This window comes from Hoskinsella mucinilytica (assembly GCF_045223415.1).
GTDB lineage: Bacteria > Bacillota_I > Bacilli_A > Erysipelotrichales > Erysipelotrichaceae > Hoskinsella > Hoskinsella mucinilytica.
The window spans coordinates 24266-36028 of sequence record NZ_JBEQZJ010000007.1 but is presented as its reverse complement, the minus strand read 5'-3'; the positions used below and the strand labels follow the sequence as shown (position 1 = coordinate 36028).

12 protein-coding genes are annotated in these 11763 nt (G+C 36.1%); all 12 read right to left on the bottom strand.

The genetic code is table 11. From position 1 onward, the window contains the following. Positions 1 to 5: 5 nt before the first annotated feature. On the bottom strand, positions 6 to 1655 hold the full coding sequence (locus tag UGRO018_RS03600; RefSeq protein WP_416325088.1) for a glycoside hydrolase family 13 protein: 1650 nt from the start codon (positions 1653 to 1655) through the stop codon (positions 6 to 8). Between the two features lie 145 nt (positions 1656 to 1800). Continuing rightward, a complete protein-coding gene (locus UGRO018_RS03595; RefSeq protein ID WP_416325087.1) occupies positions 1801 to 2058 on the bottom strand; it encodes a hypothetical protein in 258 nt (85 codons plus the stop codon). 169 nt (positions 2059 to 2227) lie between these two features. Next, positions 2228 to 3676 carry a glycoside hydrolase family 1 protein gene (locus UGRO018_RS03590; protein ID WP_416325086.1) on the bottom strand — a complete coding sequence of 483 codons (1449 nt, stop codon included), beginning with the start codon at positions 3674 to 3676 and terminating at the stop codon, positions 2228 to 2230. 12 nt (positions 3677 to 3688) lie between these two features. Continuing rightward, on the bottom strand, positions 3689 to 5083 hold the full coding sequence (locus UGRO018_RS03585; RefSeq protein WP_416325085.1) for a PTS transporter subunit EIIC: 1395 nt from the start codon (positions 5081 to 5083) through the stop codon (positions 3689 to 3691). Between the two features lie 63 nt (positions 5084 to 5146). After that, positions 5147 to 5977: a PRD domain-containing protein gene (locus tag UGRO018_RS03580; protein WP_416325084.1), complete on the bottom strand. Its 831-nt coding sequence runs from the start codon at positions 5975 to 5977 to the stop codon at positions 5147 to 5149. Positions 5978 to 6177: 200 nt separating this feature from the next. Continuing rightward, complete coding sequence (locus tag UGRO018_RS03575) at positions 6178 to 6840, bottom strand: hypothetical protein (protein WP_416325083.1); 663 nt, start codon at positions 6838 to 6840, stop codon at positions 6178 to 6180. After that, complete coding sequence (locus UGRO018_RS03570; RefSeq protein WP_416325082.1) at positions 6837 to 7052, bottom strand: hypothetical protein; 216 nt, start codon at positions 7050 to 7052, stop codon at positions 6837 to 6839. Before UGRO018_RS03570 ends, UGRO018_RS03575 begins: the two co-directional genes overlap by 4 nt. Positions 7053 to 7188: 136 nt before the next feature. Then, entirely contained in the window at positions 7189 to 7929 is a 741-nt protein-coding gene (locus UGRO018_RS03565; protein ID WP_416325081.1) for a copper homeostasis protein CutC, read from the bottom strand. A gap of 13 nt (positions 7930 to 7942) precedes the next feature. Next, a complete protein-coding gene (locus UGRO018_RS03560) occupies positions 7943 to 9049 on the bottom strand; it encodes a Sapep family Mn(2+)-dependent dipeptidase (protein WP_416325080.1) in 1107 nt (368 codons plus the stop codon). After that, entirely contained in the window at positions 9049 to 10008 is a 960-nt protein-coding gene (locus tag UGRO018_RS03555) for a N(4)-(beta-N-acetylglucosaminyl)-L-asparaginase (protein WP_416325079.1), read from the bottom strand. The genes UGRO018_RS03560 and UGRO018_RS03555 overlap by 1 nt, the downstream gene beginning before the upstream one ends. A gap of 159 nt (positions 10009 to 10167) precedes the next feature. After that, positions 10168 to 10347 carry a hypothetical protein gene (locus UGRO018_RS03550; RefSeq protein WP_416325078.1) on the bottom strand — a complete coding sequence of 60 codons (180 nt, stop codon included), beginning with the start codon at positions 10345 to 10347 and terminating at the stop codon, positions 10168 to 10170. Between the two features lie 156 nt (positions 10348 to 10503). Then, complete coding sequence (locus UGRO018_RS03545; protein ID WP_416325077.1) at positions 10504 to 11598, bottom strand: DUF871 domain-containing protein; 1095 nt, start codon at positions 11596 to 11598, stop codon at positions 10504 to 10506. Positions 11599 to 11763 lie beyond the last annotated feature (165 nt).

The following is an 11763-nucleotide window of genomic DNA, read 5'->3' as shown; positions in this document are numbered from 1 at the left end:
TTTCTTTATTTGATCATACGACATTCATATGGCTGTAAAGAAGTTACCTTATACGATTCATAATTATCTAACAGTATACACCCTTTCCAATCACATGGATGGATCTGATTTGAAAAATTACAAATAACGATCACCGTTTTCCCTTCATAACAGCGTTGATATACGATCAATTCTTCTTCACTTTCTATCGGGATAAAAGTACCATACGTCAAAATATCTGATACTTCACTCTTTTGTCTAAGTGAGATCATCTTCTGATAAAACCGAAAGATGCTATTTTTTTCCGCTTGATCCTTTTTCACATTGATCTCTCGATAATGCTCATTCAGCTTCAACCATGGTTCCACACTAGAAAATCCCGCATACATCCCATCATCCCATTGCATTGGGGTTCTTGCATTGTCTCGACTTCTTTGATTCACAAAGTCTAGTGCTTGTGCTTCATTGAAACCCTCTTGTATCGCTCGTTCATATTGATTATGACTACTGCAATCATCAAATTCTTCTATACTGGTACGAAGTGCATTATCCATACCGATTTCTTGACCTTGATAAAGGAATGGTACACCTTTTAGAAAGAAATACATCATTCCCAACATCGTTTTACTGTAATAATTTCTATCTTCGACTCTTACGATCAATTTATTGACACTTCTTGGTTGATCGTGATTTTCTAAGAAACTCGCAACAATTCCAACCTCATTGATTTTCTGTTGACTATGAAATAACATGGAACGATATTGTGACACTGTCCAATCCTTTCGGATAAACCATTCCTCATGATCCCCGATATCAAAATCACAATAGCTAAAGTCAAACATCATAGAAAAACACCCTTGTGTCTCATCAATAAAAGGCGCAAGCTGATCATATGCGACACCACATGCCTCTGCGACACTCATACAATCGAATCGATCAAAGCATTGTTCCCTTAATTCTTTAAAAAACACCTCTATACCGGGCTGATTACGACAGAAATCCAAACAACTGCATAATCCATCACCACCATCTGCGAAGCCATCGGGATATGCTTGATTCTTCTTAATAAAATTGATTGCATCTACTCGAAAACCGGCAATTCCTTTTGATAACCACCATCGTATCATTTCGTAAAGCTCTGCTCTCATCTTCGGATTTTCCCAATTTAGATCCGGTTGTTTTTTCTGAAAGGAATGAAGATAATACATGGATTCTTCCCCTGGAACCTTTTCCCAAACACTTCCACCGAATACACTTCTCCAATTCGTTGGTGCATGCCCTTGTTTGCCTTTCTTGAAAATATAATAATCACGATACTTGCTATTAGGGTCTGCTAATGCCTGTTGAAACCATGCATGTTCATCGCTCGTATGATTGATCACAAGATCCATCATGATCTTAATACCTCTATGGTTTGCCTGTAACAACAGCTCTTCTACATCTTCCATCGTTCCAAACTGAGGATGAATGGCATAATAGTCACTAATGTCATATCCATTATCATCCATAGGAGATGCATAAATAGGACAAATCCATAACATACTGACTCCCAATTCTTTCAAATAATCTAATTTAGAAATAATTCCTTTGATATCACCGATCCCATCATGATTTGCATCATAAAAACTTTTAGGGTAAATTTGATATACAACTTCTTTTTGCCACCACTTTTTCATGATCGTCCCTCCTTATTTTGATTAGTTATATCTATTGTATCATGTTCTTATCGATAATGACTACAATCGCTCCTAAATTTTTTCTTAATAAATCATGGGATATCCGCAAAGAAAAAGGCGCATGTTCTGCGCCTAGTTCTTACGTTTAATCCCAGTTGTTGATATTTCTCATGCAGCATACAAACTGACGTGCACAACGGTTTTCTTTTTCACGACGACAATCAACTCGTCTTAAGATACGATTTGCTTCCGCAAATGCTCGATCATCATAGACACCGTTAAAATCATTGTTCCAGTTATTATCATAATCCCAGTTGTTGCCACAACCACAACCACAGCTATTGCCTCTTCTTGATCTGTTGTTTAAATAAACATGATTACATTCGTTACATTGATTACACATATTCGTTTTCCTCATCTTTCTGAGATAACTTTTTCATATCTCAGTATAAGGTATGTGAAAATAAAAAGCCTATTTGGGTTATTCTCTTCCCTTATGTAAATGTTTTATCAGTTTGAACATGACCGTTATTTTTGACTATTTTCTCTCACTTTAGTGCCATCTATATTGATTATAATTCTCTGCCATTACTTTCGATCACTTTTTGATACCAATAAAAGCTGTCTTTACGATAACGTTGATAAGTTCCGTTTCCTTCATCATCTGCATCTACGTAAACAAAACCATAACGTTTGGTCATCTGGCAATCTCCACAACTAACAAGATCGATACATCCCCAAGGAGTATACCCCATTACATTACAGCCATCTTCAATCGCATCTTTGATCGTTTCGATATGTGCTTTCAAATATGCAATGCGATAATCGTCATGAACCTTTCCTTCTTTCGTTAATTCATCATGTGCCCCTAATCCATTTTCAACGATAAAGATAGGAACACCATATCGATCTTGCATATCATTCAATGTAATTCTTAACCCTGTAGGATCAATTCCCCAACCCCAATCACTATATTTATTATAAGGATTTTTCAGATTACGGACAAACGCACCGATTGGTTCTGCTTTTTCTGGTTCCGCACTGATAACAGAGGTATGATAATAACTGATAGAAGCAAAATCAACAACACCCTCTTTTAAGATTGTTTCATAATTAGGATACCATGCAATCTCAATATGATTTCTGCGATAATAATTCAAGATAGATGTCGGATATGCACCCTTCACCTGAATATCCGTTGGAAAATAATTGAATTGATTTTGTTGCTGAGTTGCCAACACATCAGCGGCATTACATGTTAGTGGATAATTCTGTAAACGTGCAATCATATTACCTATCATACCTGACTTCGCATGTTCACGGAAATACTTTACAGTGAGAGCACTGGCAATCAGCTGATGATGTAATGCCTGATGAATACATGTTTCTTTTGGCAATTTTGATCTTTCCACGAACAATCCTCCACCAAGATAAGAGGAATTCATAATCATATTGATTTCATTAAATGTGATCCAATATGCAACTTCATCTTGATATTCATCGATCAAAAATTTTGTATAGTTTAAGAAATAATCAATCATCTTCGGACTTTCCCATCCATTTAATGTTTCAGTTAGATAAACGGGAATATCATAATGAATCATTGTCACCAATGGAGCGATTCCATATTTTTTACATTCTTGAAATACGTTATGATAAAAGGCAACGCCTTCTTCACATGGTGTTTTCTCTGTACCTGTAGGAAACAGTCTGCTCCAACAAATACTCATACGGAATGTTTTAAATCCCATTTCGCCAAGTAATGCAATGTCTTCTTTATAGTGATGATAGAAATCTGATCCTCTACGAAACGCAAAATTGTATTCACTTTCATGTTGCTTGTGGTCTTCAAACATTGCTTCTGTCACATTGATTGGGAAAACCTTTTCATCATCTGCTTTTTTCACTCTTCGGATATAATCCATGTGTGACAAACCTCTGCCACCTTCTTGATACCCACCTTCATATTGAGATGCTGAAGTAGCACCACCCCATAAAAAACCTTTTGGAAATTCTGTCATTGTCATGTCCTCCTATTTTTCATCCTTTGGTTTATATAATATCATCGTTGCGATGAATGATACGACCATACCTAAGCCTATTCCTATGATCGTGTTGAGTAAATTGTTTGCTGTTGCTCCTGAACCCACATAACCTGCTAAAGCAAAGATATTAGGGGGAAGAAAGGATAGTGCTCCTACACCCATAATGCCAAAATACATACCTCCGATACCAGCGCCGATCATGGCACCCCACATCGGTGTTTTATATCGTAATGTTATTCCATACATACCAGGTTCTGAGATACCAGGCACAATATTAGAGAACGCACTAGAGAAAGCAAATGATTTTAAATCAATAGATTTTGTTTTGATTCCTACTGCCAAACAAGCTGCTCCTTGTGTAAAGTTTGAAATCAAAAATGCAGGCATCATTAGTTTATCCATACCGGTTGCCGCAATTGTTGCAATTGAAATAGGCACTGTTCCTACATGCATACCAACCATGACGACCCATGGGATGATAGCACAGAATACCGCTACAGCGATAAAGCCAAAGGTGTTATAGAAAGAAGTCAAGACATTCGCAAAACCGGTTGAGAACATAGCGCCAAGAGGTGCTAATAAACATAGGGTCATTGGTGTCATGATCAATATCGTAAGTACCGGTTCTATCAATGAACGCAGATTTTTAGGAGAATGCTTTGAGATGAATTTTTCCACATAGCTCATGATCCAAACAGATAAAATAATAGGAACCACTGTACTGTTATAGCTTGCGGAATAAATTGGAATACCAAACACACTCTGAGAAACTCCCTCATTTACCATCGTCACAAAAGATGGATGAATCAAAGCAGCTCCCAACATTGCCCCTAAAGCTATGTTCGCACCGAATTTCTTAGCCGCAAACACACCAAGAATGACAGGCATAAAATAGAATGCCGCATCCGCTACAAAAGATAATGTCGTACAAGTTGCTGAATCCGCACCAACAATTCCTAATTGCTGTAAAATCAATACAACTGCTTTTAAGATACCGGAAGCAACCAACATAGGTAGGATCGGTACCATACAACCGACGATGCCATCTACAATAGATGCACCGATACTTTTGAACGTACGTTTCTTTTTTGGTAAATTTTTATCAAGCTTTTCCTCAATTGCATCCTCTCTTTTTGATCCAGTCAATTGAATAAAAGCCTCGTAAACTTCATTTACTTCATTGCCGATGATGATTTGCAATTGTTCCCCTGCAAACTGTGCACCTATGACGTTTAGTTTTTCTAATTCCTCTAATTCCACTAAACCTACATCCTTAAAATTAATTCTTAATCTAGTATAGCAATGCATCGCATTGACAACATTGTCGCTACCACCGACATGTTCTAATATTTGCTTCGCAAGAACTTCATAATTCTTTGCCATTTTTATTTCCTCCTAATTTCTATATGGATAGTATCCTATTGGCCACCTAAGATACGAATTCCCTTATTGCGTTACCTTTTCTCGACTACACAAACGATTGATATGAAGCATTAAATATAATTGTTCTTCTTCACTCAAATCGATATCTAACTTTTTTTTGAATAAATCTTTGATATGTACAGCACAACGATATGTGATGGGATATTGTTCTTTTAACGATTGAAACATAGATTGATTTACGCTTTCGATCTGTGTATTTTTCAATGATCTTCTCAATAAATAATCCACATGGGTGATAAAACGAGAATAATGAAAGCTATCTTTGTTGATGCTGATCGCAAACTCTTTTTCAATCAAAGCAACACTTTCTTCAATCATCTGTTTCCCTATCTTTTGACTTTGATCATTACTAGTTATTTGATTATTGATAAAATGCAATGCAATCGTTCCTGCTTCATTATGATCTAAAGTAACTCCTGTCTCTTCCTTAATGATAGTAAGTGCTTGATATGCTGCCTTCATCTCTTCAGGATACAATTGCTTAATATCTTCTCTCAATGGCATTTCCAATAAAATATGATCATTCAAACGCTGAATCGCAAAATTAATATGATCTGCCAATGCAAGCGCTGCTGAAGACATAAGTGTAACATTTAAGCTTCTTTCAGCTTCATCAATAATACGAATGGCCGCATGCAATATAGGAATCGGGATATCTTTAATTCCCTCATAATTCAAATCACTTATATTGTAAAAGGTTCGATCAATTTTGCTTAATGGTACATCATAAGGTGGTTTGATAAAACCAATTCCCTTTCCAAATGCAATGACCTCCCTGCCTTTGCTGTCTCTACAAAGGGATACATTGTTATTAATATTTTTGATTACCTTCATATTACAGCCATCCTTTCTTCTTTATCTGATAAACAGATAAAAGGTTCTTTGGGCAAACCAAAACCACAACGAATTTTCGTACATGATTTTAGGACAAGCCTCAAAGAACCTTTGAGTAACAAACCTTAAATGTATTTTCATTATAATGTAAGCCATTTCACTTGTCAATGGTATTTTTAAAATTTCTAAAAAAAAGAAGATCAGTTCATGACCTTATCAATTACTGTTTCTTCTCTTCTACAATTAATTTCTTCTACGCTTAATCCACATCGCTCATAAGAAATTTCTTTTTTCTTAGGACAAGGAAGTGGCTGGATCATAAAGGTACATAGCGCACAATAACCATTGGATTCATTTCTGCGAATACATTCATAATTACATTTTTTGATACAGTTTGCGTCAATCCATTTTGCCAAGCTTAATAAAGATTGAGATGCTAGTTGCTGTGCAATCTCTTGTTTTAATCCACTATCCAAAAGATAACGGAATAAGATATCCCCATACGCTGTACAATAGGCAATCACAAAAAAGTTTTCCCCATTTGTTTTTTGAAGATGTTTTGGCCATATCGACACATTGATATGAGCATTCACATAACGTTGTGGATCAATGTGTCCTCTAGGGTTTTTTAAGCTTTCCTCATTTTGTATTCTACACGTTTCTATAAATTCACTCATCGTTTTCAATAATTGAAACTTAAACGTCGGAAAATCAATCGTTGTTTGATATTCCTCTTCCAATCTAGGAAAAGCTTCTGCACACATCATCAAAGCGGCATCCACTGTTTCAGCTACAAATACAGATAATCTTGTAATCGGTGGTTTTAAAAACATCAATAATTCATTTGCATTTACATATTTCATCGTATCACCATACTTTCATTTCGATTACATTGAAGCTCTTCTATGGAGTCATCTTTTTCCTGTACCTTCGTAGTATCATCCCTTGTGATTTCTATATGAAACAGACTACCTGGCTTAGGATAACTTCTCCAATCATCTTTTCCATTCTTTACAACTATTTTCTCTCCATATCTCCCTTGCGTTGCTTTTTCCTTTTTCTTAAATAAACTCATATACCTTTGATTCTGACTCCCTTCTTTTACATACCGATAAGAGTATATCATATTCCCATGAAAAAATAAAAAATTTCGCATAGGATCGAATAAAAAGCATGATATCGGTTTGATAACCATATATCATGCGATTTTTTTATATGCTCTTTACAAGCTTCTCAACAAGTTCTTTACTTACCACATCATAATCATTGATGTGTTCGCCTTCTCCATAAGAATAGCTAACTTCACCAAGTGATGTCGTAGGATCAGCTAACCAATCCTTACAAGAAGAATGCACCTGATGAATACCTGCATAATCCATCATTTCTTTGGCATTACCGGCATTCATACCACTTCCGGCCAATAACTCAATACGATCTCCATAGGTTTGTTGCAGTTCCTTGATCAAATCTTTTCCTTGCATTGCCTTTGGTTTTAATCCACTTGTCAATACACGATCTACTCCTAATTCAATCAATAGATCCATTGCTTTAAAAGGATCACTTGTACAATCAAATGCACGGTGGAACACGACTTCACCACCTGCTTTTTTTATGATATCAATGATAGTTTTCGTCTGTTCAACATGAATGTTTCCTTTTTCATCCAAACATCCAAAAGCGATACCATCCGCACCGTTTTCCATCATCAATTGAGTATCCAATACCATTGCCTCAAAATCTTCTTTGTTGTAACAAAAGCCTGCACCTCTTGGTCTTACCATCGTAATTACTTTTAGATCAGTATGCTGTTTCGTTAATCTCAATGCACCTACACTAGGAGTCAAGCCCCCTAAATGTAATGCACTATTCAATTCTACACGTTTTGCGCCTCCAAGATATGCTTGTAACGCATCATAGTAGCTACCACAGCAAATTTCTATCATTTTTTCCATGTACCTTACCTCACTATTTCGCAAGCTTATAGATGCCCAATGCATATATTTTTGCATTCGTCATCAAATCTTCGATATCCATCCATTCATTCGGATTATGTCCGATCCCCTTTTGTCCTGGGAAGCTTGGTCCAAATGGAACTATATTCGGCATCATTTTCGCATAGGTTCCACCGGTTGTGGTAACTGGTGTTCCATCCATTCCAGTGACCTCTTCATAAGCATCCTGTAAACATTTTACCATAAAACAATCCTTTTCAAAACGTACAGGGTTTAGGTTACTTGATAAGCTAACCTCTAAATTTCCAGCTTTCCTTTGTATCTGTGCTACGATTTCATCTATCGTAGTCACTGCCGGATAACTTAATGTAACATCAAAACAAACACGGTCTTCTTCTTTATGCAAACGATAACCTCTCATCTGCATGACACCAAATTCTTTATCCTCATAGTTGATACCCAAACGATCTCCATTATCTTTACTTTGAAGGAAATAAGTATTCACGAAATCAAAGAATTCACATGTATGAGCTTGGTTTGTATGAATCATTACGGTTGCTCTTCCTCGTTCTCCATAAACAACAGGATATTTACAATCCGGTGTCCATCCCATGATCGGAGGCTTTTCTTTTGTTAAATAATATTCTAAATCTTTGAATCCTGTTTCTTCATTTGTGCCAAACAGAATTCTAACTGGTTTTGATAATTTGATTTTTAACTGCTTGATTGCATATAACGCATATAAGCAGCTCATGACAGGGCCTTTATTGTCAAGGATTCCTCTTGAAAAGATGCGGCCGTTCTCATCAACATAACCGCTGAAAGGTGGTTGATTCCAACCATCCCCGACAGGTACGACATCTAGATGTCCAATGATACCAATATAGTCTTCCCCTTCCCCATATTGTGCATATCCCATATATCCATCGATATTTTTGGTTTGAAAGCCTAATTCCTTCGCAATTGATAACGCCATATCCAAAGCTGCAGCCACTCCTTCACCAAATGGCTTGCCGGGTAAGCTAACTGATTCCACACTATCAATACGAACGACCTTCAAAATATCTTCTATCATAGCATCTTTATTAGATTCTACTTGGGCAATGATTTGTTTTTCCATTATTTTTCCACCAATGGTGCAGTACGTGTTGCCATATAATTATCCATCCATTCTTTACTTGCAACTTCAAAATGGTTCTTTCCTTCTGCATCACGTGTTACCAAATATACCGTTGGTTCTTCTTTTTCTGTACATACAGCAATAGAGAAACCTTCAATATTTGTTGCACATCCCCATTCACCCTTGTTGTTTAATGCAATTAAAGATAAATCTCCTGCTTTTCCACGACGACGAATCAATTCTTTGTCTAATTTGTTTACTGCTGTTTCACAAGCTTCTTGAGGATGCATTCCCTCTTTCATTAGACGAACGATTTCATAAGAGATACAACCCTTCATCAGATCTTCACCTAAACCTGTAGCACTAGCTCCACCTACTTCACTATCCACATAGAAACCAGATCCACTGATAGGAGAATCTCCTACTCTACCTTTTTTCTTCATGAATAAACCAGATGTGCTTGTTGCGGCTGTCATATGCTGTTTTTGGTCTAAACATACCATACCTACTGTATCATGTCCACTATATGGTTTGATTTCTTGTTCAGTAACTTCTTTTACACGATTTTTGTAATGGATCTTAGCTCTGTCGGTTAACATATTTTTACGTTCAAAACCTTCTTTATGCGCAAATTTTTCTGCACCTTCACCTACTAGTAAATTGTTTACCTTTTCTTTACTTAAACGGCGTGCGATGCTGATAGGATTTGCAAAATCCTTTACTGCAGCAACTGCACCAAGGTCAAATGTAGTACCATCCATATAAGCTGCATCTAGCTCTACTTCCATTTCTTCATTTGGAAGTCCACCATATCCTACAGATTTATAAAATGGGAAATCCTCCACTTCTTTGATTGCTGTTTCGATGGCATCACCTGCATCACCATTCTCTTTCAACAATTCACACCCTTTGCTTACTCCTTCCAAAGCCATTCTCCAAGTTGCGATCATACCCCACATACTATCTACCTACCTTTCTTATTCAGGACCTTATCCTGACCTTACATTTACATTATAACGCTTTTTGAATTCTGCCTGTTGAAAACCATTTCCTAAGACTAGGAAATGAGTAGATATGCTTGCACTTATATGGAAGAAAAGAAAGCCCAAAGGACTTTCTCATTCTACATCTTTTAACGCAAGGAATGCACTAACAATGGTCAATACAAAGCATATCATGATAAGTTGATTTAAATAACGAGAATTTGCACCATACATACAGGTAAAACCATAAGCAATTACCATACTAATAAAACTCGGTCCAAACATTAATTCCCCTAACTTCTTTAATTTTTTCATAAGTTCTCCTTCCTCATACATGAATGAATATGACGACATATATAATATGTATCCTATATATATTATATATAGAACAAGGGAATAAAACAATCATTCTTATATTTGCTTATCCATTTATATTGTAAAACAGCACGATTTCTCATGCTGTTTTTTCTTCTATTTCAAAAAACCAAAGATATGATCAGGGTGAAGCTCCATCTGTTCTAAAATCATCATTTCATCTGTAGGAATACGACCAACCAGATTTCTTTCCCCATCATTTTCTATATCCTGTAGTATAATTTCCACTTCTCCTAAATAATGTTTGAGATGGTCATTTACCATCACAACATCCCCTCTATGAAACATAGGTTCCTTATATTCTCTAGCTGGAATGCTTTTTCCTTTGCATAAAAAGCGTGGCAAGCTACTTCTAATATAATAATCACTGGCATCGCTTCTTCCCGCATGAGGCATATCAAACAAGATTTTTTCTTCTAGCTCAGATAATCCTTCGACTGTATCGATGCGAATGGTAGTCTTTGTGAAATCAACTTCTGCCATAGCATTCAACTCTTCCTCTGTCGCATAAGCATTACCAATAAGAATATCATCAATTACTTCACAAGAAAGAAAGTGTCTTACTTGAAGATCGATTGGTTTACCACGATGTAATTCTACTGTTGGAAGTCCCTTATATACCGGCCAAGGTCCAAAAGTATTGGTATTATTACTGGAAACAAAGGCAGCTATTGGTAACCCAAGACTTGTCCATTTTTGATTAAAGTTCATAAACACATTCCACCCTAACCCACTATAGCGTTCTGGATAAAAATTATGACAAATCGTCATATTATGTTTATCTGCACCATGACGTAACAAGTGATCAACACTAGCATCACTGCTTCCATTAAATTCAATCTTAATTTGATATGGATTATGAGTTAATAAAGCATCCATAAAATCATCAAAATGTCCATCTAAACGAATGATATCAACACCGATTTCATGAAATACAGAAATATCTCTTGGTGATGCTCCTAAATGTTCAAATACTTGTGGATTCGTATCGACACTCACTATAAAACCAAGTTCATGCGCTTTATCCATAAATGTTTTAAACTCTTTGACAACTTCTTCTTTTTCTTTATCTACTGATAAAAGGCAGGTAAAAATACGAGTAAAACCATATTTCGCTGCTAGTTCCATATAAGCAAAATCTTTTTCCTGTGTAGAATGTTCTGGGTAAATACTGATTCCTAATCTATGCATATTGTATCCTCCTCGTATATACATTTCCATTTATATTATAAACAATTCTTTTTCACGTTTTCTTGTACGATATTTCCTAATCCCTAGGAAACAAAAAGCAATTTGAATGAGTGCTTTATCTAATTATCTTCTTCTCCAAGTAACTTTAATATCTGAGGTCTCATA

Excerpts from the sequence above, each read along its gene's own strand:
- UGRO018_RS03600 (WP_416325088.1), bottom strand. The coding sequence starts at position 1,655 with ATGAAAAAGTGGTGGCAAAAAGAAGTTGTATATCAAATTTACCCTAAA.
- UGRO018_RS03595 (WP_416325087.1), bottom strand. The coding sequence starts at position 2,058 with ATGTGTAATCAATGTAACGAATGTAATCATGTTTATTTAAACAACAGA.
- UGRO018_RS03590 (WP_416325086.1), bottom strand. The coding sequence starts at position 3,676 with ATGACAGAATTTCCAAAAGGTTTTTTATGGGGTGGTGCTACTTCAGCA.
- UGRO018_RS03585 (WP_416325085.1), bottom strand. The coding sequence starts at position 5,083 with ATGGCAAAGAATTATGAAGTTCTTGCGAAGCAAATATTAGAACATGTC.
- UGRO018_RS03580 (WP_416325084.1), bottom strand. The coding sequence starts at position 5,977 with ATGAAGGTAATCAAAAATATTAATAACAATGTATCCCTTTGTAGAGAC.
- UGRO018_RS03575 (WP_416325083.1), bottom strand. The coding sequence starts at position 6,840 with ATGAAATATGTAAATGCAAATGAATTATTGATGTTTTTAAAACCACCG.
- UGRO018_RS03570 (WP_416325082.1), bottom strand. The coding sequence starts at position 7,052 with ATGAGTTTATTTAAGAAAAAGGAAAAAGCAACGCAAGGGAGATATGGA.
- UGRO018_RS03565 (WP_416325081.1), bottom strand. The coding sequence starts at position 7,929 with ATGGAAAAAATGATAGAAATTTGCTGTGGTAGCTACTATGATGCGTTA.
- UGRO018_RS03560 (WP_416325080.1), bottom strand. The coding sequence starts at position 9,049 with ATGGAAAAACAAATCATTGCCCAAGTAGAATCTAATAAAGATGCTATG.
- UGRO018_RS03555 (WP_416325079.1), bottom strand. The coding sequence starts at position 10,008 with ATGTGGGGTATGATCGCAACTTGGAGAATGGCTTTGGAAGGAGTAAGC.
- UGRO018_RS03550 (WP_416325078.1), bottom strand. The coding sequence starts at position 10,347 with ATGAAAAAATTAAAGAAGTTAGGGGAATTAATGTTTGGACCGAGTTTT.
- UGRO018_RS03545 (WP_416325077.1), bottom strand. The coding sequence starts at position 11,598 with ATGCATAGATTAGGAATCAGTATTTACCCAGAACATTCTACACAGGAA.